This is a genomic window from Mesobacillus sp., from assembly GCF_057785455.1.
Genome location: NZ_JBYNSB010000038.1, coordinates 18,230 through 39,402, shown reverse-complemented (window position 1 = coordinate 39,402; position 21,173 = coordinate 18,230). Strand labels below are relative to the sequence as shown.

25 protein-coding genes are annotated in these 21,173 nt (G+C 43.0%); all 25 read left to right on the top strand.

Going from position 1 to position 21,173, the window contains the following annotated elements:
* Positions 1-2: 2 nt before the first annotated feature.
* The 25 genes from flgC (at position 3) to AC3EBE_RS15260 (ending at position 21,167) form a co-directional block, all read left to right on the top strand.
* Positions 3-452 carry a flagellar basal body rod protein FlgC gene (gene flgC / locus AC3EBE_RS15380; protein ID WP_488595922.1) on the top strand — a complete coding sequence of 150 codons (450 nt, stop codon included), beginning with the start codon at positions 3-5 and terminating at the stop codon, positions 450-452.
* A 47-nt stretch (positions 453-499) separates the two neighbouring features.
* Positions 500-778, top strand: coding sequence for a flagellar hook-basal body complex protein FliE (gene fliE, locus AC3EBE_RS15375; RefSeq protein WP_488596041.1), 279 nt, complete (start codon positions 500-502; stop codon positions 776-778).
* 74 nt (positions 779-852) lie between these two features.
* Positions 853-2,451: a flagellar basal-body MS-ring/collar protein FliF gene (gene fliF, locus AC3EBE_RS15370; RefSeq protein ID WP_488595921.1), complete on the top strand. Its 1,599-nt coding sequence runs from the start codon at positions 853-855 to the stop codon at positions 2,449-2,451.
* A gap of 11 nt (positions 2,452-2,462) precedes the next feature.
* A complete protein-coding gene (gene fliG / locus AC3EBE_RS15365) occupies positions 2,463-3,479 on the top strand; it encodes a flagellar motor switch protein FliG (protein ID WP_488595920.1) in 1,017 nt (338 codons plus the stop codon).
* Positions 3,463-4,242 carry a flagellar assembly protein FliH gene (gene fliH / locus AC3EBE_RS15360; RefSeq protein WP_488595919.1) on the top strand — a complete coding sequence of 260 codons (780 nt, stop codon included), beginning with the start codon at positions 3,463-3,465 and terminating at the stop codon, positions 4,240-4,242. Before fliG ends, fliH begins: the two co-directional genes overlap by 17 nt.
* Positions 4,239-5,552, top strand: coding sequence for a flagellar protein export ATPase FliI (gene fliI, locus AC3EBE_RS15355; RefSeq protein WP_488595918.1), 1,314 nt, complete (start codon positions 4,239-4,241; stop codon positions 5,550-5,552). Before fliH ends, fliI begins: the two co-directional genes overlap by 4 nt.
* An 8-nt stretch (positions 5,553-5,560) precedes the next feature.
* Positions 5,561-6,007: a flagellar export protein FliJ gene (gene fliJ, locus AC3EBE_RS15350; protein WP_488595917.1), complete on the top strand. Its 447-nt coding sequence runs from the start codon at positions 5,561-5,563 to the stop codon at positions 6,005-6,007.
* 4 nt (positions 6,008-6,011) lie between these two features.
* The gene (locus tag AC3EBE_RS15345; RefSeq protein ID WP_488595916.1) at positions 6,012-6,617 is read left to right on the top strand and encodes a MotE family protein; all 606 of its coding nucleotides are present in this window, start codon (positions 6,012-6,014) and stop codon (positions 6,615-6,617) included.
* Positions 6,618-6,648: 31 nt separating this feature from the next.
* Entirely contained in the window at positions 6,649-7,848 is a 1,200-nt protein-coding gene (locus AC3EBE_RS15340; protein ID WP_488595915.1) for a flagellar hook-length control protein FliK, read from the top strand.
* A gap of 12 nt (positions 7,849-7,860) precedes the next feature.
* Positions 7,861-8,490, top strand: coding sequence for a flagellar hook assembly protein FlgD (flgD, locus tag AC3EBE_RS15335; RefSeq protein ID WP_488595914.1), 630 nt, complete (start codon positions 7,861-7,863; stop codon positions 8,488-8,490).
* Positions 8,491-8,507: 17 nt separating this feature from the next.
* Entirely contained in the window at positions 8,508-8,900 is a 393-nt protein-coding gene (locus AC3EBE_RS15330; protein WP_488595913.1) for a TIGR02530 family flagellar biosynthesis protein, read from the top strand.
* Between the two features lie 78 nt (positions 8,901-8,978).
* Positions 8,979-10,169, top strand: a complete 1,191-nt coding sequence (locus AC3EBE_RS15325) for a flagellar hook protein FlgE (RefSeq protein WP_488595912.1) — start codon at positions 8,979-8,981, stop codon at positions 10,167-10,169.
* Positions 10,170-10,223: 54 nt separating this feature from the next.
* Positions 10,224-10,445, top strand: coding sequence for a flagellar FlbD family protein (locus tag AC3EBE_RS15320; protein ID WP_488595911.1), 222 nt, complete (start codon positions 10,224-10,226; stop codon positions 10,443-10,445).
* Positions 10,435-10,863, top strand: coding sequence for a flagellar basal body-associated protein FliL (gene fliL, locus AC3EBE_RS15315; RefSeq protein ID WP_488595910.1), 429 nt, complete (start codon positions 10,435-10,437; stop codon positions 10,861-10,863). The genes AC3EBE_RS15320 and fliL overlap by 11 nt, the downstream gene beginning before the upstream one ends.
* Before the next feature lie 39 nt (positions 10,864-10,902).
* Entirely contained in the window at positions 10,903-11,904 is a 1,002-nt protein-coding gene (fliM, locus tag AC3EBE_RS15310) for a flagellar motor switch protein FliM (RefSeq protein ID WP_488595909.1), read from the top strand.
* Positions 11,891-13,138 (top strand): flagellar motor switch phosphatase FliY, encoded by a 1,248-nt coding sequence (gene fliY / locus AC3EBE_RS15305; protein ID WP_488596040.1) that lies wholly within the window; start codon positions 11,891-11,893, stop codon positions 13,136-13,138. Before fliM ends, fliY begins: the two co-directional genes overlap by 14 nt.
* An 18-nt stretch (positions 13,139-13,156) precedes the next feature.
* The gene (locus AC3EBE_RS15300; RefSeq protein ID WP_488595908.1) at positions 13,157-13,519 is read left to right on the top strand and encodes a response regulator; all 363 of its coding nucleotides are present in this window, start codon (positions 13,157-13,159) and stop codon (positions 13,517-13,519) included.
* 72 nt (positions 13,520-13,591) lie between these two features.
* Positions 13,592-14,248: a flagellar biosynthetic protein FliO gene (locus tag AC3EBE_RS15295; protein ID WP_488595907.1), complete on the top strand. Its 657-nt coding sequence runs from the start codon at positions 13,592-13,594 to the stop codon at positions 14,246-14,248.
* The gene (gene fliP, locus AC3EBE_RS15290; protein WP_488595906.1) at positions 14,241-14,906 is read left to right on the top strand and encodes a flagellar type III secretion system pore protein FliP; all 666 of its coding nucleotides are present in this window, start codon (positions 14,241-14,243) and stop codon (positions 14,904-14,906) included. Before AC3EBE_RS15295 ends, fliP begins: the two co-directional genes overlap by 8 nt.
* A gap of 15 nt (positions 14,907-14,921) precedes the next feature.
* Positions 14,922-15,191: a flagellar biosynthesis protein FliQ gene (gene fliQ, locus AC3EBE_RS15285; protein WP_251482973.1), complete on the top strand. Its 270-nt coding sequence runs from the start codon at positions 14,922-14,924 to the stop codon at positions 15,189-15,191.
* Between the two features lie 4 nt (positions 15,192-15,195).
* Positions 15,196-15,972 (top strand): flagellar biosynthetic protein FliR, encoded by a 777-nt coding sequence (gene fliR / locus AC3EBE_RS15280; RefSeq protein WP_488595905.1) that lies wholly within the window; start codon positions 15,196-15,198, stop codon positions 15,970-15,972.
* Positions 15,973-17,058, top strand: coding sequence for a flagellar biosynthesis protein FlhB (gene flhB, locus AC3EBE_RS15275; RefSeq protein WP_488595904.1), 1,086 nt, complete (start codon positions 15,973-15,975; stop codon positions 17,056-17,058).
* Between the two features lie 35 nt (positions 17,059-17,093).
* On the top strand, positions 17,094-19,130 hold the full coding sequence (gene flhA, locus AC3EBE_RS15270; RefSeq protein WP_488595903.1) for a flagellar biosynthesis protein FlhA: 2,037 nt from the start codon (positions 17,094-17,096) through the stop codon (positions 19,128-19,130).
* Positions 19,127-20,308, top strand: a complete 1,182-nt coding sequence (gene flhF, locus AC3EBE_RS15265; RefSeq protein ID WP_488595902.1) for a flagellar biosynthesis GTPase FlhF — start codon at positions 19,127-19,129, stop codon at positions 20,306-20,308. Before flhA ends, flhF begins: the two co-directional genes overlap by 4 nt.
* Complete coding sequence (locus AC3EBE_RS15260; protein WP_488595901.1) at positions 20,301-21,167, top strand: MinD/ParA family protein; 867 nt, start codon at positions 20,301-20,303, stop codon at positions 21,165-21,167. Before flhF ends, AC3EBE_RS15260 begins: the two co-directional genes overlap by 8 nt.
* The last annotated feature ends 6 nt before the right edge of the window (positions 21,168-21,173 follow it).

Sequence of the window (21,173 nt, the reverse complement as noted above, 5' to 3'; positions counted from 1 at the left end):
ATATGTCAATGTTCCATAGCATGAATACCACTGCCTCTGCACTGACAGCACAGCGTCTTAGAATGGATGTGATTTCATCCAACATGGCAAATGTCGATTCAACCAGAGGGGCTGACGGTAATCCATATAGAAGGAAAATGGTCGTCCTTGAACCGAAGGATGGAAGCTTTTCTTCTTTCTTAAATAAGGCCATGGGGAGTACTCGAGGAAGTGGATTGGGTAATGGGGTTAAGGTATCTCAAATTAAAGAAGACACAGATACACCGTTTAAAATGGTTTTTGATCCTGAGCACCCGGATGCTGACCAGAATGGTTATGTCGCTTATCCGAATGTCGACCCTTTACGGGAAATGGTCGACCTGATCAGTGCTACAAGATCATATGAAGCAAACGTTACTGTGTTCAATGCTTCAAAAAGTATGATGATGAAGGCTTTGGAAATAGGAAAATAAGGAGAGAAATATAGATGAATACATTAGGGATTAATTCTGCAGCCCCTATGATCAGACCATTTGCGACGGATAGGCAGACTCCCACACCTACACCATACGAAGCACAAAAAAGTTTTGCGTCCGTACTAAAGCAATCAATTGAAAATTTAAATCAAACCCAGCTTCAATCTGATAAGATGACTGAAAAACTGGCGCTGGGTGAAAATGTAGATTTGCACCAGGTGATGATTGCAAGCCAAAAAGCAAGCATTACTCTGCAGGCAACCATGGAAGTCAGAAATAAAGTAGTTGAAGCTTACCAGGAAATGATGAGAATGCAAGTCTAATAATTTTGGCTAAAAACTAGTGTAGCGGTTATTAGCTGTATAAAAAGAAGAGACTTAATAACCGGAGGATTGAAATGAAAGAAACCATTCAAAGGTATTTACATACAATGAAGGATTTCTGGCAAGGGCGCACCAGAAAGCAAAAAATAAGTCTTGGTGTGTCCCTTTTCTTGATATTAGCGGTTGCCGGACTTACAGCCTTCTTCACGACACGTACGAACCTCGTACCGCTGTATAGCAATCTATCACCCGCTGAGACAGGCACGATCAAAGAGAGTCTGGATTCCAGAGGTATTAAATCTGAAATTGCAGATAATGGGAAAACCATTTTAGTTCCAGAAGAATCAGTAGATAGTTTAAAAGTAGAACTTGCTGCTGAAGGGATACCGAAATCAGGAAGCATTGATTATTCGTTTTTTAGCCAGAATGCGGGTTTAGGAATGACTGATAATGAATTCAATGTCCTCAAGCTTGAGGCAATGCAGACTGAATTGGCAGACCTGATGAAAGGCATTGAAGGCGTCAATGACGCTAAGGTGATGATTAATCTGCCTGAAAAGGGCATTTTTGTAAATGATACAAATGAACAGGCTTCGGCTTCAATTGTTTTGAACACGAGCCCGGGGTATCAATTCAAGGAAGAACAAATCAATTCACTTTATCATTTAGTGGCAAAGAGTGTTCCAAATCTTCCCACTGATAATATCGTCATCATGAATCAATTCTTTGAGTACTTTGATTTGAAAAATGAGGAAAATTCTACAGGGTCATCTTTTGCATCACAGCATCAAATAAAACAGCAAATTGAACGTGATGTCCAGAGACAGGTTCAAAACATGCTTGGAACGTTGATGGGCCATGACAAAGTAGTTGTATCTGTTACTGCGGATGTTGATTTCACCCAGGAAAATCGAGAAGAGAACCTAGTTGAGCCAGTCGATAAGGAAAATATGGAGGGCATTGCCATCAGCGCGCAAAGGATTACTGAAACCTTTTCCGGCAATGCTGACCAGGCGGGAGGAGTTCCTGAAGGCAGCAATCCTGCCGATACGACCGGAGCTCAGTATCTTGAAGGTGCGAACGGCAACGGGGATTATGAACGAGTAGAAGAAACGATAAATAATGAAGTAAGCAGGATCCGCAAGGAAATTACCGAGAGTCCTTATAAGGTAAGAGACCTTGGTATCCAGGTAATGGTCGAACCGCCTACGCCTGATGATCCAAATTCACTTCCACAGGAACGCGTTGAGGATATTACTAGAATCCTGGGCACCATTGTCAGAACAACAATCGATAAGAATGCCGCAGATACCGAACTGACAGATGAGGCCATTGAAGATAAGGTAATCGTTTCAGTTCAGCCGTTCAACGGGAAAGTAACCTTTGATAATAAAGCAGTCCAGAAGCTTCCATGGTGGATCTACCTCGTTGGCGGTGTGCTGCTGGCAATCATAGCGCTCCTTCTGATATTGTTCCTGCGTTCCCGCAAAACGAAGGAAGAGGAGGAAATATTCTTTGAAGAAAAAACTGAAAAAATTAAGGTGCACGTTCCTGATGTCAACAAGGAATTTGAAACAGAAAGCAGCATGAAGAAGAAGCAGCTTGAGAAGATGGCGAAAGAAAAGCCGGAAGACTTTGCTAAGTTATTGAGGACTTGGATATCCGAGGAATAGGAGGAGGAAAAATGGCAAGGAAGGACCAGAAAGAACTGACCGGAAAACAAAAAGCAGCGATCCTCCTTATTTCCCTGGGACCGGATGTATCCGCCTCGGTGTATAAACATTTAAGTGAAGAGGAAATCGAGAAGCTGACCCTTGAAATATCAGGAGTGAAAAAAGTAGATTCAAGTGCCAAAGAAGAAATTCTGGAAGAATTCCATAATATCGCCTTAGCGCAGGATTATATCACCCAGGGTGGGATTGGATACGCAAAGACCGTTCTTGAGAAGGCTCTTGGTGCGGAACAGGCAGCGGTCATCATCAACAGGCTGACTTCGTCGCTGCAGGTTCGTCCATTTGATTTTGCACGGAAAGCGGACGCAGGACAAATTCTGAATTTTATCCAAAATGAGCATCCTCAAACTATTGCACTTATTCTTTCTTATCTGGATTCTGCTCAAGCAGGTCAAATACTTTCAGAATTGCCTCAAGAGGTACAGGCGGATATTGCCCGCAGAATTGCGGTAATGGACAGTACTTCACCCGAAATCATTAACGAAGTGGAGCAGATTCTTGAAAGGAAGCTATCCGCAACGGTAACACAGGATTATACACAAACTGGCGGCATAGAAGCAGTTGTGGATGTCTTGAATGGTGTTGACAGGGCGACTGAAAGGACAATCCTTGATGCTCTTGAAATCCAGGATCCTGAATTGGCGGAGGAAATCAAGAAGAGAATGTTTGTGTTTGAGGATATTGTTACGCTTGATAATCGTGCGATTCAGCGCGTAATCCGCGATTGTGAAAATGAAGACCTCATGCTTGCTCTTAAGGTGTCAAGTGATGAAGTTAAGGAAATCGTCTTCAAGAATATGTCCAAGCGCATGGTTGAAACGTTCAAGGATGAGATGGAATACATGGGGCCTGTACGTTTACGTGATGTTGAAGAAGCACAATCCAGAATTGTCGCAATCATTCGCCGACTGGAGGAAGCTGGTGAAATCGTCGTAGCACGCGGCGGAGGAGATGATATTATTGTCTAGGCTTATAAAATCCCACTTCAGCAATCCATCACCTTCTGAAAAGAAAGTCATTTCCATTAAGGTAATGGAAAATAAGATAGATTCTGAGGATAGCAGACCAGCCTTTTTACTTACCGAGGGAGAACGTGATCGGATTTTAGCTCAGGCAAGGATTGAAGCAGAACAAATAATAACGAGAGCCAATGAAGAAGCAAGGATTATTAGAGAACAGATCAATAATGAGCAGCTAGCCTGGGAACAGCAGAAAGCAGTTTTATCTGAGGACGCAAGGGCAGTCGGATATGAACGCGGTCTCAAGCAAGGCCATCAGCAAGGGTATGAAGAGTATCAAGGTTTAATCCAGTCAGCTCAAGAAGTGATTGAAGCATCAAAGCAGGATTATCAAACCCATATAGAATCATCAGAAAAGGTAATCCTGGATCTTGCCATTAAAGTGGCTGGCAAGATTCTTGGCAAGAAGCTGACAGATGCGGAAGAAGAGTTCATGTCACTCGTAAAAAGGGCTTTGAAAAACGCAAGGGATTACAGGGATATTCAGCTGCATATTCATCCCAGCCACTATCATTTTCTGCTTGGCAATAAAGAGGAGCTTATTGCGATCTTTCCAAAAGAAATGGATTTTTATATATATCCTGATGATGAATTGGCAGAGGACTCCTGCATAATCGAATCGGAAAATGGCAGGATTGATGCCTCTGTTGACAGCCAGTTAGAGGAGATCAAACAAAAACTGTTTGAGATGTTGGAGAGTGAGCAACAGTGAAGGCCTCGGATTTAATCCAACAAGTTGATGAAATCGATAGCTTCAAGAGATATGGACGCGTTAAACAAGTGGTTGGCCTGATGATCGAGTCCCAAGGGCCAGAGAGTTCGATTGGTGATGTTTGTTTCATCCATGTAGGCACTAAGAAAAAACGGAAAATCCAGGCGGAGGTTGTCGGATTCAAGGATGAAAGCGTCATTTTAATGCCTTATACATCCGTAAATGATATAGCACCTGGAAGTTTAGTAGAGACAACAATGAAGCCACTCGAAATTAAAACTGGCCCTGGTTTGATCGGCAAGGTGGTTGATTCACTGGGGATACCGCTGGACCAGTCGGCTTTGCCAAAGGGCCTCGCAGCTGTGCCGACGGAACAGGATCCTCCAAATCCGATGAGCCGGCCGCCTATTTCAGAGCCGATTGAAGTCGGTGTTCGAATGATTGACAGCTTGCTGACCGTAGGCAACGGCCAGCGTGTTGGGATCTTTGCAGGCAGCGGTGTCGGCAAAAGTACATTGCTTGGCATGATTGCCCGCAACACAACTGCAGACCTGAATGTAATTGGGCTCATCGGCGAGCGAGGGCGAGAAGTTCGCGAATTCATTGAAAGGGACCTCGGCCCTGAAGGGTTAAAAAGGTCAATCGTTGTTGTTGCTACATCTGACCAACCTGCACTTATGAGAATCAAGGGGGCGTACACCGCAACAGCGATTGCCGAATACTTCCGGGATAAAGGGCTGAATGTAATGCTGATGATGGACTCAGTAACCAGGGTGGCAATGGCCCAGCGTGAAGTTGGACTTGCCGTTGGTGAGCCTCCGACTACAAAAGGCTATACCCCGTCAGTTTTTGCAATATTATCACGGCTGCTTGAAAGAACTGGAACAAATGAGCATGGTTCGATAACTGGGTTTTATACGGTACTGGTTGATGGTGACGATATGAATGAGCCAATCGCTGATACTGTCCGAGGCATATTAGATGGTCACTTCGTCCTTGACCGGAACCTTGCTAATAAGGGGCAATATCCTGCGGTAAATGTTTTAAAGAGCATAAGCAGGATCATGAACAATATTGCTGGTGAGGAACATATCAAGGCAGCAGAAAGATTAAGGGAGCTGCTTAGTACCTATATCAATTCCGAGGATTTAATCAATATCGGGGCATATAAGAAGGGGTCTTCACCTGAAATAGATGAGGCAATTATGAGATACCCTCAAATTATGAGTTTTTTGAAGCAGGGTACTAGTGAAAAGGTGTCGATCGAGCAAAGTATTCATGAACTGATGCAATTAGTAGGGAAGGGTTGACCGTATCAATGGGATATCAATACAAATTCGATAAGATCCTGACCCTGAAATCAAGGGAAAAAGAAGAAGCACAAACGGTATATCAGGATTCTGTAAAGAAGTTCGAAGAAGCTGCGGACAGACTATACCAACTCCTGAAGAAAAAAGAAGACCTTGAAAGCTTCCAATCAGGCAGGCTGGTTAGCGGTCTGCCAGTACAGGAAATCCGCCATCATCAACAGTTCATCGGAAATCTTGAAAAATCGATTGCACATTATCAAAAGATTGTTATGAATGCAAGGAATCTTATGAACTATCAGCAAATGCAGCTGGTTGAAAAGAATGTCGAAGTAAAGAAGTATGAAAAGATCAAAGAAAAAGACCATCTCCAATTTCTGGCGGAAGAAAAATATGCAGAGAACAGGATGATGGATGAGATCTCGATTCAGCAATACATGAACCGGGAAATTAGGTGATTTAATGAGTAAGAATCCAGAAGAACTAGAAGAACAGCCAGTCAATCGATTTCAGTGGTTTTTGTACGTAATTGCCATACCATCTCTATTCGCAGTCGTCATTGCTTTAGTCGTGCTTTCGTTTGCTGGCATAAATGTTTTCCAGACGGCGTCTGAGCTTGGCGGAAAAATCCCCTTCATTTCAGGATTGGTAAAAGAAAATAAACAGTCTTCTGTAGAGGAATATGAGAAAAACATCATTGACCTGGAAGCGGAAATCCAGGACCGTGAAGCCAAGATTGAACAGCTGCAGGCCAAAATTGAGAGCAAAGATACTACAGTAGACCGATTGGAATTGGAGAAGGCGCAGCTCCAGGAGCAGATCGACGAGCTGTTAGCCATACAGGAAGAAAATAAACGGGCGTTCAGGGACATTGTAAAAACATATGAATCCATGTCTGCAAAGAAAGCAGCTCCAATCCTTGCAGAAATGGAAACAAACGAGGCTGTTAAAATCCTGACGAACATCAAAGCAGAATCCTTGGCTGCAATCATGGAAAAGCTTCCCGCAAAGGATGCAGCCAGATTTACAGAAATGCTTACTAATGAAACAGAAAGTAAAGAGCAATAAATACTGAAGGATTTGAAAGGGGGTGAAAAACATGGAAATAGGAGGAGTTATCACGCTTAGTCCTGGTACAGGAAATATATTACCCAGGGAGAATACAGGAAAGCTTGGCAGTTTTGCGGTCATGATGGAAGCAGTTCTTTCAGGAACTTCAAGCGTGGGCAATTCAGGTGAGCTGCAAGTAAATGAGGATTTGCAGGACTTTATTGACTTGGCTGCTTTCTTGAAAAATACTGATTTACTCGATCTTGAAGGGGGCGGTAAGCTTCTGGAAGATATGGGTTCGAATCCTGGGAACTTGCTTGAGAAAGCTTTTTCCTACTTTGGAATCACAGATGAAGAGCTTCAATTGGTAATCGATAATTGGACTGAAAAGACAGAAGGACAAGTGGATCTGTATGGGGCTTTAACTGCGATGCTGGCCAACATGTCCAATATTCCGGCTGAAGAGCTGGCAATTAAGATGCAGCATTCTGAACAGTCTGTAATTAAAGCACTCAAACTATATGATTTGATGATGAGCTACAGCAAGGAAAGTGATGATCCACATTCCGGCATGATTAAGGAAACTCTCAAAACTCTATATATGAGTATTGAAGCCGTGAAAAGAGAAAGTTTGCAGGCAAATTATTTACAAACCCGCTTTACCCGGCTGGCAGCAGACTTAAACCTCTTAAACTCAAAACCCGCCAATTTAAATGAAACGCATGGTGCAAATGAGATTTCAGCTTCAAAAATTGATGGAATGGTATTTTTACCCCACCTGACAAGGGCTGAACAGCTTACATTAATGCTGAATGATCAGGGAAAACCTGTATCTGCGGAACAGTTAATGAAGCAATTTGAATCCATTCTGGCAAAATCGCAATTCATTAATAGTGGCGGTACGCAAAAACTGTTTATAAAATTGTTCCCTGAGCATCTTGGCAGTATTCGCGTGGAATTATTTCAAAAGGACCAAGTCATGATGGCAAGGATTATTACCTCAACTGGGGCAGCCAAAGAAACGCTAGAATCGCAGGTGAATGGGCTGAAGCAGGCTTTTGCTGCGCAGAGCCTGTCTGTTGATAGAATAGAAATTTTTCAGCAACCGTCTCAGCAGGAACGGTTTTTGAACAGGGATCCACACCAACAGCAGCATAATGAATCCCAAAAACAGCAGCAGGAAGAACAAAGTGAACAAGGAAATTTTAGCCTATCATTCGAAGAAGCATTGCTGAATACCGAAATTTAGGGGGATATGGGCATGGTGAATTCAATCAATTCTTCATATATGCTTTCAAACCTGCAAAAAGAACGAAAAACGGGTTCTGATGTGCTCGGCAAGGATGATTTTTTAAAAATCCTCATGACCCAGCTTCAGAATCAGGATCCTCTGAATCCGATGCAGGACAAAGACTTCATCGCTCAGATGGCCACGTTTTCGACCCTTGAGCAGATTACGAACATGGGTAAGTCGATCGATCAGTTTGTACAGGCAGAAAAGCAAAACAAGATGATTTCATATAGCCAGTTCGTTGGCAGAGATATTACCTGGCACAAGATTGAGGAACAGGATGGACAGCAAATTGTTAAAGAGGGCAGCGGCAAGGTTGCAACTGTTCAATTTAAGGAAGATACGGTGTCTTTTGTCCTTGAGGATGGTACTGCACTGGAGCCTGCAAACATATCTCAAATCAATGAGATTTCAAGTGAAAACCACATGCTGCAGGCAAGCATGCTGATTGGAAAAACAATCACATATTTAGACGCAAATAAAGCTGAAAAAACGGCTATTGTTGAATCAGTATCATTTAAGAATGGCAAGACCTCTTATGTGTTAGGAGATGAAGGCCATACAAGTATTGTCTCTGCACAAATCACCAAAATCCAGTGATATAGGGAAGTGACGAGATGGAGAAAACAAGTTTCCGTCCAATCCAGTCCCTGCCTGTCAGCGGTAATAGCCAAAAACCTGTAAAAGCAAGCCAGCTGGCTCAAACACCATTTTCGCTGCACCTGCAATCCGCGATTCAGTCAAGGACCAGGCTGACATTAAGCAAGCATGCCAGTGAACGGCTGCAGCAGCGGGGTATTAGTATATCTGAAGAACGCTGGAACAAGATTGAGGAAAAGGTTAAGCAGGCAAAGGACAAAGGAGTAAATGACTCGCTTGTGCTGCTAAGAGATGCAGCCTTGATTGTCAGTGCGAAAAATAACACCGTCATTACAGCCATGGGACGACAGGAAGCAGAAGAACAAATTTTCACGAATATCAACGGAACCATTGTCTTGGACCAAAAATAAAACCGGGCTGGACCTTTACGGAGGCCCTGGACTGCGGACCGATTGAAGCAGTCCCTTATAAAGGAAGGAGTCAATCATATGCTTCGTTCAATGTATTCAGGAATCAGCGGTATGAAAAACTTTCAAACTAAGTTGGATGTTATCGGCAACAATATTGCCAATGTAAATACTTACGGTTTTAAAAAAGGGCGGGTCACATTTAAGGATGCCATGAATCAAATGATATCTGGTGCAAGTGCTGTTCAGAACAATCGTGGTGGAAGAAATCCAATGCAAGTTGGTCTTGGCTCTACAATGGCAAGCATTGATACAATAGATACCCAGGCGAGCTTGCAGACAACAGGACGAGCACTGGATTTGGCGATTACTGGAGATGGGTATTTTATTGTTAAACAGGGCCAATCTGAATTGTATACTCGTGCCGGGAACTTTTATCTAGACGATTATGGAACGCTTGTAACAAGTGACGGATTAAAATTGCAGGCATTGAATAAGAATGGCACGCTTGAAGATGTGACGGTAAACGTAAATGCCTTACTTCCAGCTAAAACAACTACTGAACTAGTTATGAAAGGTAATCTGCCGAAGGATGCAAAAGGTGAATCTGAAACTTTGCAGCAAATCAAAGTAGTTGATGACCAAGGCGTAGAACATATTCTTGATATGACAATTTCGCCTATAACTCCTGCTACTGGTGACTGGAAGGTTTCGTTCGTTGATAAGTCTGTTGCAAATGCAACCCCAGTGACAATGAATATTAAAATACCGGCAGCTACACCAAATCAAAATATATCATTGACAGTTAATAATGGCAGCGGGGGATCTAAGCCAATTCCTGTAACCATTTCACTAGCTGATTTAACGATAGACGGTGGCAGCATGGATGCCAATGCCTACCCGGATGGAAATACACAAGGCTTGCTTGAAAGCTTTAATATTGGCTCAAGCGGCGAAATCAATGGTGTCTATTCAAACGGCTTAATCCTGACTATTGGGCAGTTAGCGTTAGCTAAATTCAGCAATCCGTCTGGTCTTATAAAAGCTGGTAACAATACCTTCCAGGAATCAGTGAACTCAGGCCAAAGAAGCCTTGGTGTACCTGGAGAAGGCCGCGGGACAATCGCTGCCGGTGCTCTCGAAATGTCAAACGTTGACCTCTCTGAGGAATTTACGGAAATGATCACCGCCCAGCGCGGCTTCCAGGCTAATACGAGAATAATCACAACGTCGGATGAAATCCTGCAAGAGCTGATTAACTTAAAACGATAGTTTAAGAGAGGAGCAGGGCTGAAGGCGAGATGCTTTTGGCCCCTGTAAATAAAAATGATCCAGGTTACCAAGCTGAATGGGAAAGCTTTTAGAATCAATCCATTATTCATTGAGACTGTTGAATCCTTTCCGGATACGACAATCATGCTGACAAATGGCAGGAAGTATGTTGTCAGGGAAAGTGAAGAACAGGTCAGCCTGTTAATTAAGGAATTTTTTCAGAATGTCGGCCTTGTTGGAAGGCGTACTGTGGAGGAACTGGAAGATGAAGAATAATAAGCTAGTAATGATCATGGCTATCATGCTTGTAGCCATTATGCTGGTTGGTACTATCGCGCTTGTCGCAGTTATGAAACTGACAGGTGATGATCCGGATAAGGAACCATCAATAGATGAGGTCCTGGAAGCGTCAGTGGATATACCGGAAGTTACAACAAATCTTGCATCTGATGATTTCATCAAGATTTCTTTCAAGATTGAAACAGACAGTAAAAAGGCAAAGGAAGAACTCGAGAAGCGGGACTTTCAGGTAAGAAATATTATTATCTACGAACTGTCTGAAAAAAAATCAGAGGAACTCCAGGGCAAGGAAGGCAAGATGAAACTGGAAGAAACACTTAAAACGAAATTGAACAGCCTGATGCAAAAAGGAAAAGTGCAAAAAGTGTATATCACAGGGTCTCTCCTCCAATAAAAACATTAACTAACTAAATATTGAACTGGAGGTGAGGATATGTCGGGAGAGGTATTATCACAAAGTGAAATTGATGCTTTGCTGTCTGCATTGTCAACAGGCGAAATGGATGCGGATGAATTAAAGAAAGAACAAGTTGAAAAAAGGGTTAAAGTTTATGATTTCAGGAGAGCGCTTCGATTCTCAAAGGATCAAATCCGCAGCCTCACGCGAATACATGAAAACTTTGCAAGATTGCTAACTACATACTTCTCTGCCCAGCTGAGAACCTATGTGCAGATTAGTGTAGCTTCAGCTGATCAGATTCCATATGAAGAATTCATACGGTCAATTCCCAAAATGACCATTTTGAATGTCTTTGATGTTCCGCCGCTGGACGGCAGGATCCTGATGGAGGTCAATCCGAACATTGCCTATGCCATGATGGACAGACTTCTGGGAGGACGTGGCACGAGCCATAACAAGATTGAAAACCTCACAGAAATTGAGACGAAGATCATGTCAAACATGTTCGAGAAAGCTTTTGAGAACTTCCAGGAGGCGTGGGGCTCCATTTCAGATATTGATCCACAGCTGACCGAGTTCGAAGTGAATCCTCAATTTTTACAGATGGTTTCGCCAAATGAAACGGTGGTAGTCATTTCATTGAATACCACGATTGGAGAGGCCAGCGGGATGATCAATATTTGCATCCCACATGTCGTGCTGGAGCCGATTATCCCGATGCTGTCAGTGAAATATTGGATGCAGACAGACAAGAAGGAAGGCTTGCCAATAGAGTATGAGGTTCTGCAAAAGGAAATCCAGAAAGCGGATGTACCTATCACTGCAGAAATCGGCTCTTCCGAAATTTCAATCCAGGATTTCCTGATGCTCGATATAGGGGATGTGATTGAATTAAACCAGCAGATTGACCAGCCTATGATGATCAAAATCGGCGGCATTCCTAAATTTGTCGGGCAGCCAGGGAAAATCAACAAAAAATTAGCCATTCAAGTGTTGGATACATTGAAGGGAGGAGACGATGATGGTGGGCGATGATATGTTATCTCAAGATGAAATAGATGCGCTTTTAAGAGGAACATCTGAAGAAGCGAATGAAATAGATGAAACTATTAATGTTGATGATTTTTTCTCTTTTATGGAAAGAGACGCACTAGGTGAAGTAGGCAATATTTCCTTTGGAAGCTCGGCTACCGCATTATCTACTTTATTAAGCCAAAAGGTTGAAATTAATACGCCAACTGTTACGGTTGTGCACAGGACAAAACTAGAGGAAGAATTTCCAGATCCATATGTAGCGGTTCAAGTTCACTATACAGAAGGTTTCATTGGAAGCAATATGCTGGTTATTGAACGTAAAGACGCTGCAATCATTGCTGACCTTATGCTAGGGGGAGACGGGCATAACCCTAAGGAATTGCTGGATGAGATCCAGATGAGCGCAGTACAGGAAGCGATGAATCAAATGATGGGTTCAGCCGCAACCTCAATGTCTACCGTATTTAACAAGAGGGTGGATATCTCACCTCCAAATATCAATCTATTGAATGTAGTTGAAGGTGAAGGAACGGAATCGATTCCGGAAGATGATATTTTGGTAAAGGTTTCTTTTTCCTTGAAAATAGGAAGCCTAATCGATTCGAGCATCATGCAGCTCCTGCCAGTTTCTTTTGCAAAGAGTCTAGTTAATGAATTGCTGAATCCAGGTTCATCTCACGTTGAAGCTCCTCCTAAGCCTGGGCAGCCGCAGAATCTGCATCAGCCGGAGGTAAAAGCAGCTGTGAACCATCAGCCGGAACCAAATGCGATGGCGCAGCAGCCGTTATATCAGCAGGAACAAGCCTATTATCAGCCCAATCCGCAGCATAGCATGCCAGCAGAACAAGCCTGGAGCCAATCTCACATGCAGACAGGACCTCAGCATTTTGGCAATGTGATGACTGGAGTTCAGCCTACTGTTCAGCCAGCCGTGTTTTCGAATTTTGATTCTTACCAGCCGCAGCAGGCAGATACGAAAAACCTTGATATGCTTCTTGATATTCCATTGCAGGTCACAGTTGAGCTGGGAAGGACAAAGCGTTCTGTCAAGGATATCCTGGAGCTGACATCAGGATCCATCATTGAATTGGACAAGCTTGCTGGGGAGCCGGTCGACATTCTGGTAAATAACCGGTTAATCGCCCAGGGCGAGGTTGTTGTCATTGATGAAAACTTCGGAGTCCGTGTAACAGATATAATCAGCCAATCAGATCGGCTTAAAAAACTGAAGTAGATAGCAGGAGGAAGAACAATGTCAAAAAGAATCTTAGTCGTTGATGATGCAGCATTCATGAGAATGATGATAAAAGATATTTTAACGAAAAATGGTTTTGAGGTGGTTGCAGAAGCAGCAGATGGCATGCAAGCTCTTGAAAAATACAAGGAATTGCAGCCTGACCTTGTAACAATGGATATTACAATGCCCGAGATGGATGGAATCACATCCTTAAAGGAAATCAAAAAAGTGAACCCAAATGCCAAAGTCATCATGTGTTCGGCAATGGGACAGCAAGCAATGGTAATCGATGCAATCCAGGCTGGAGCGAAGGATTTCATCGTAAAACCATTCCAGGCAGACCGAGTCATTGAAGCGATTTCTAAAGCCTTAAGCTAACATTCTATTAAGTTATTGAATAGGTGAAAAAAACTAAGGTTATGAAAACAGCCTACTTAGAGGGTGCGGCAATTGATTAAATTAGTGAAAACTGCCACCACTATCCTTATCTTGTTAGCTGCTCTGTTGAGCCAAGGAAGCCTTGCCAATGCAGAGCAGCTTAATAAAAGTGTGAAGGATTGTCTGGAAAGTCCGGATTCCTGTAAAGACGGACAGGCAGGTAAAACAAACAACCAGACAGAAAGTACAGCCACAAAAGTCGGAGTCACCTTCATGGATTTTCTGCGGATGGTCCTGGCCACTGCTTTTGTAGCAGGACTTCTTTATTTCCTGCTTAAATTCATCAATAAGAAAAGCATGTCCTATAAGAGCTCGCAGCTCGTTGAGAACCTTGGCGGCACTAGCTTGGGAGCAAATAGGTCAATTCAGATTGTCAAGGCAGGAAACAGGCTGCTCATTGTTGGGGTTGGTGAGAATATCCAGCTTTTGAAGGAAATTGAAGACCCCGAGGAATACAAACAAGTAATCGAGGATTATAACAACAAAATGGAACAAATGGTCCAGCCAAGCGATATTGTGACAAAGCTGCTAAAAAGAGCGAATAAGGTTGAGAACAAGGAAAGCTCGAATTTTTCCTCATTATTGAAGAATCAGCTTAATGATATGGCGAGCGGCAGAAAGAAAATGCTTGATGAGATACAAAAGAAAGGGTCAGACAAACATGAATGAGTTTATGGAGTTTTTTAACAGCAGCGCTCCCGAGAATGTTTCTACATCTGTAAAGCTGATGCTCCTGCTGACTGTTCTTTCAATTGCGCCAAGCATACTGATTTTGATGACGAGCTTTACGAGGATCATTATTGTTCTTTCCTTTGTCAGAACGGCGCTTGCAACACAACAAATGCCGCCAAACCAGGTTTTGATCGGCTTAGCCATGTTCATGTCCTTCTTCATCATGGCCCCTACCTTCCAGGAAGTGAATGAACAGGCTCTGACGCCGCTCTTCAACGAAGAGATCAACCTGGAGCAAGCTTATGAAAAAGCATCAGTTCCTTTCAAGGAATTCATGAGTGCTCATACAAGGCAGAAAGACCTTGCTTTATTTCTTGAATATTCAAAAGCAGAGCGTCCTGAAACAGTTGCAGACATCCCTTTGACTGCTCTTGTACCTGCATTTGCGATAAGTGAAATAAAAACAGCTTTCCAAATAGGTTTCATGATTTTTATCCCCTTCCTGGTCATTGATATGGTCGTAGCTAGTGTCCTGATGTCGATGGGGATGATGATGCTTCCGCCAGTCATGATTTCACTACCATTCAAGATTCTGCTGTTCGTTATGGTAGATGGTTGGTATTTAGTAGTGAAGTCATTATTACAAAGTTTTTAAGCAGGTGATGAATAAATGACATCAGAAGCAGTCATCTCAATAGCAGAACGCGGCATCTATACGGTTCTGATGATCTCTGGCCCTCTTCTTGTCCTGGCGCTTGTAGTGGGTTTGATTGTGAGTATATTCCAGGCTACAACACAGATTCAGGAACAGACATTGGCCTTCGTGCCAAAAATAGTAGCCGTTTTGATCGGCATCGTATTTTTCGGGCCGTGGATGCTAAGCTATATGCTTTCTTATGCGAGTGAAATATTTTCAAATCTTACCAGGTTTGTAGGATGAGGCCATGATTGAGTTTATACCTTCATTTCCGGCATTCCTGCTGATCTTCGTCAGGGTGACATCCTTTTTTTTAATGATGCCGCTGTTTTCATATCGGACCATTCCAGCTTCGCATAAAGCCGGGTTGGGATTTTTCCTTTCTGTCATCATGTTCTCAACGGTAGGAACCTCAGAAATCATTATAGATGGAACTTATTTTTTATTAATTATAAAAGAAGCGCTTGTTGGCATTTTGATCGGGTTTATCGCTGCACTGATGATGTCAGCAGTACAAATTGCCGGCGGATTGATCGATTTTCAAATGGGTTTTGCAATCGCGAATGTCATTGACCCGCAAACAGGGGCTCAGAGTCCCTTGATGGGCCAGTATTTATATACATTAGCTTTACTGTTTTTGCTAACGGTCAATGGGCATCATCTACTTCTTGATGGGATTTTTTACAGTTATGATTTTGTTCCGATTGATCAATTGATGATTCCTTTTGGCGACAGGGATGTAGCCGAATTTATCATCCAGGCTTTCAACAGAATGTTCATCGTTGCATTCCAAATGTCCCTGCCGGTCGTGGGCAGCTTGTTCCTTGTGGATGTCGCCCTGGGTATTGTTGCGAGAACGGTGCCGCAGCTGAATATATTTGTGGTCGGCCTTCCGGTAAAGATTGGTGTCAGTTTCCTGGTTTTAATCGCAGTCATGGGTGTCCTGATGATGGTTATTTCAGAGCTTTTCTCCTCAGCCCTGGCTACTATGAGAGGTTTGATGGAGTTAATTGGAGGATCATAAATGGAATTATTGACATTAGATCTGCAGTTCTTTGCAGGCGAAAAAACAGAAAAAGCGACTCCAAAAAAGAAGCAGGATGCCAGAAGAAAAGGACAGGTTGCCAAAAGCCAGGACGTGAATACCGCTGTCGTTCTGTTAGCTGTTTTTTTATTTCTGATGTTTTTCGGCAAAACGATGACTGAGAGAATGATTGGGGTTCTCCGCCATTCCCTGCAAAGCTATATGTTTTTGGACCTCACCGAGAATAACATTCGAACCATTCTGATGGAAATTCTTTATGAACTAGCCATTTTCCTTGGGCCAGTAATGATTGTTGCCTTGATTGCAGGAGTGGCCTCCAATTATGCACAGGTTGGCTTCATGTTTTCCACTGAAGCGATCCAGATGAAACTTGAGAAGATTAACCCAATCAGCGGTTTTAAACGGATTTTTTCCATGAGGGCCATTGTCGAATTGATCAAGTCAATCCTTAAAATCTGTTTTGTCGGATTGATCGCATTTTCGGTGCTTTGGTTCAGGATGGATGAAGTTCTGCTGCTGGCCAACAAAAGTATTGCAGCAGCTATGGCAACCATAGCCGGATTAACACTCCAAATGGGGCTTTTTGCTTCCGGAGCATTGCTATTTTTATCGTTACTGGACTATCTTTACCAGAAATACGATTTTGAGAAGAGCATCAGGATGTCCAAGCAGGATATAAAAGATGAATACAAGAACATCGAAGGTGACCCGCTCATTAAATCAAAAATTAAGCAGAAACAAAGAGAGATGGCAATGCGGCGGATGATGCAAGAAGTCCCAAAAGCAGACGTAGTCATTACTAACCCGACCCATTTCGCGGTGGCACTTAAGTATGACGAACAGAAGGCAGACGCACCCGTGGTGGTTGCGAAGGGAGTGGACTTCGTCGCCCAGAAAATTAAACTGATTGCAAAGGAAAACGAGATTGCAACAGTTGAAAATAGGCCGCTGGCAAGAGCGCTTTACAGCCAGACAGAAATCGGAGATGCGATACCAGAGGAATTTTTCAAGGCAGTCGCCGAAATTCTCGCATTCGTATATCAGACAAAAAATAAAGTACTGTAGAATTTTGGGCATTGCAGTGTTAGGAGAGAAGAAATATGTCAGCAAGAGATCTATCCGTCATTTTCGGCGTCATTTTAATAGTGGCAATGTTAATCATTCCTTTTCCATCATGGCTATTAAGTGTGCTGATCATGGTGAACATATCAATTGCATTATTGGTGCTGTTGAACACAATGAATATGACGGAGCCACTGCAATTTTCTGTTTTCCCTTCATTGCTGTTGATTTTAACTCTATTCCGATTAGGTTTGAATGTATCGACCACAAGATCAATTCTGTCCCATGGTGAAGCGGGAGGAGTTGTTGAGGTATTCGGCTCCTTCGTTGTAGGGGGAAATGTCATCGTTGGTATGGTAGTTTTCCTTATCTTGATCATCATACAGTTTATCGTTATCACCAAGGGTTCTGAACGTGTTTCTGAAGTTGCGGCAAGGTTTACTCTTGATGCTATGCCCGGTAAGCAGATGAGTATTGACGCAGATTTGAACGCAGGGATGATTTCAGAACAGCAGGCACGCGAACGCCGTGAAAAAGTCAGCCGGGAAGCGGATTTTTACGGAGCCATGGACGGAGCAAGCAAATTTGTTAAGGGTGACGCAATCGCGGGTATCATTATCGTATTAATCAACCTCATATTTGGGATTGTTATAGGGATGACCCAGCAAGGACTTGCGATTGGGGAAGCTGCACAAAGATACTCTCTCCTGACTGTAGGGGATGGCATTGTAAGCCAGATTCCGGCACTTTTAATTTCTACAGCAACAGGTATTGTTGTAACCCGTGCAGCATCTGATGGAAATCTCGGCTTTGATATCAGCTCACAGCTTACTGCATATCCAAAGATGCTATATGTCGCAGGAGGAACAATCTTCCTGCTTGGTTTATTCACCCCAATCACTGACCTCTTGACGATTCCGCTTGCAGCAGTAATGGCTGGAGGAGGCTATATGCTTACCCGTGTTCCGGAACCGGATAAGCAGCAGCTTGAGGATATGGATGAGGAAGTCCAAATGGATGAGATGAAGAGTCCTGAAAGTGTAGTCAACCTCTTGAATGTGGATCCGATTGAGTTTGAATTTGGCTATGGATTGATTCCCCTTGCCGATACGAATCAGGGTGGTGACCTGCTTGACCGGATTGTCATGATCAGAAGACAACTCGCCATTGAACTTGGATTAGTAATTCCAGTGGTAAGGATCCGCGACAATATACAGCTCCAGCCTAATGAATATCGCCTAAAGATAAAAGGAAATGAAATGGCAAGAGGAGAACTGCTCCTTGATCATTATCTCGCAATGAGCCCTGGAATTGAGGATGAGTCTGTAGAAGGTATTGAAACGATTGAGCCAAGCTTTGGACTTCCTGCGAAATGGATAACAGAAGAAATGAAGGAACAGGCAGAAATTTTCGGATATACAGTGGTCGATCCTCCGTCTGTTGTTTCAACACATATAACAGAAGTAATAAAATCAAATGCGCATGAGCTGCTTGGGCGACAGGAAACAAAACAGCTTATTGACCATCTGCGTGAAAGCTATCCGATTCTGGTAGAGGAAGCCACACCAAATCCTCTATCGGTCGGAGAGATACAGAAAGTGCTCGGAAAACTGCTTAAAGAAAATGTTTCTATCAGGAATCTTCCGGTCATTTTCGAAACGCTTGCTGATTATGGAAAAGTAACGACCGATACAGAGATACTCGCAGAATATGTGCGGCAGGCTCTTGCCAGACAAATTACCAATCAATACGCAAGAGCAGGAGAAACATTGAAGGTGATTACGCTTTCTGGGCGTGTTGAGAAGATGATAGCCGAGGGAGTGCAGCAAACCGAGCACGGCAACTATCTGTCCCTTGACCCAGGAGTATCCCAGGGGATTTTAGAATCAATTGCCAGCCAGGTGGAACAGCTCAGCATCATGGAACAGACACCGATCATTCTCTGTTCTCCGGCAGTCAGGATGTACGTAAGGCAATTAACAGAAAGGTACTTTGCTCAAATACCAGTATTGTCATATAACGAGCTTGAAGCGAATGTTGAAGTCCAAAGTGTCGGAGTGGTGAATGCAGAATGAAAGTGAAAAAATATACAGCATCATCCATGCCAGAAGCAATGAAGCAGGTAAGGGCCGAATTGGGAAGCGAGGCTGTCATCCTTAACTCTCGTGTCATCCAGTCTGGCGGTTTTATGGGGTTTTTCAAGAAAAGCACGATTGAGGTAATTGCAGCTATTGATCCGGATAATGAACCGAACCCAAACCCGGTACCATCTGAAAAGTCAAAAGCTAATCCCTTTGTCAGGCCGGTTGTGAATGTCTCGGAAAAAGTAAAAATACCTGTCAATCAATCTATTGCTGAAATTGCTCCTAAAGCTGACAGGGAGCTTATGAAGGAAATATCCCAGCTAAAGGAGTTGCTGAAGCAAAAAGGATCCGACTCCAATAATCCGGTAACTCTTCCTGAACCAATTAACTGCCAGCTTCAGGAGTTGAGAGATCAGGAGGTTAATGCGGCAATTATTGACGAAGTGGCTGCCAGCCTTTTAGAAAAATGGTATAGCGGTGGAGCAGTAGCAAGCAGGAAGGAAATTACAAAATGGAGTGCCGAGGTTATTGCCAATCGGTTATCTGCCTTCCCTTTTGGCGGAATTTCTTTTAACAGGAAATTCGTGAATGTGATTGGCCCAACAGGCGTAGGCAAGACAACGACCTTGGCAAAAATTGCAGCAGAGTGTGTCCTGAAGCATCAGAAAAAGGTTGCCTTCATCACAACAGATACTTACCGAATCGCTGCAATCGAACAGCTAAAAACATATGCGAAAATTCTCGATGTACCAATAGAAGTTTGCTATAACATGGAGGATTTTAAGGCATCAGCTGAAAAATTCCAAGATTATGATCTAGTTTTTATCGATACTGCAGGAAGAAACTTCCGAAATCAAAAGTATGTTACAGACCTGAAAGAGGCAATTGATTTTGATAAGGATATGGAAACATTCCTTGTTCTTGCCTTAACCTCAAAGCAGAAGGATATGGAGGAAATTCGCAGGCAATTTTCACTCATTCATATTGATAAATTCATTTTCACTAAACTGGATGAAACTTCAGTTTATGGGTCTATGTTGAATATGGCAGAAAAATTTTCAACAGGCATTGCATATGTAACAAATGGACAGGATGTCCCGGATGATTTGATTGAAGCGAATCCAGAAATTATCACCAATACAATTCTTGGAGTAAGCAGCTATGAGTGACCAGGCAGAGAAATTAAGAAAGCGGCTTAAACAAAATCTTCCAGTGAGGGAAGCCAAAACTCTTGCTGTCGTCAGCGGCAAAGGCGGTGTAGGGAAATCCAATTTTTCATTGAATTTCTCAATTTCCATGGCGAAAAAAGGGCATCGTGTGCTGCTGTTCGACCTTGATATTGGGATGGGCAATATTGAGATTTTAATGGGAAAGAGCTCCCGGCAGTCAATCGCGGATTTCTTTTCTGGTAATGCCTCACTTGAGGAGATTATCTGCAGTGGGCCTGAAGGGATTGAATATATATCTGGCGGTACTGGCTTAAGCCAGCTGATCAGGATGGACAGGGAAATGGTAGAGCATTTTACAGCCAGTCTTGGAGAGGTCCTGAAAAAATATGACTATCTTATATTTGACATGGGGGCTGGATTGAGTGAGGAAACATTATCAATCTTGTTATCTGTCAATGAAATTTTCGTCATCACTACAACGGAGCCAACTTCTTTGATGGATGCGTACGCAACCATGAAATATATTCATATGGCTGATGCTTCGTTGCCATTTCACTTAGTAGTCAACAGGGCTGGTTCAATAAAGGAAGGGAATGAGACGCTATCCAGATTGGAGGATGTCCTGTCCAAATTTCTCGGCCGTTCGGCAATAAAGCTAGGCATGCTGCCGGATGATAAATGTGTACATGAAGCCGTAAAAAGGCAAATTCCCTTCGTCTTGTTCAATGAACGGTCACAAGTATCAAAAGGAATGGCAGCAATAGTTGAAAAATACCTGAACAAAATGAGCTACAATGCCGAAAAGAGAGATAATAGAAGTTTTACAGCAAGATTAAAGCAATTCCTTTTCGAAAGGTAGTGGTCG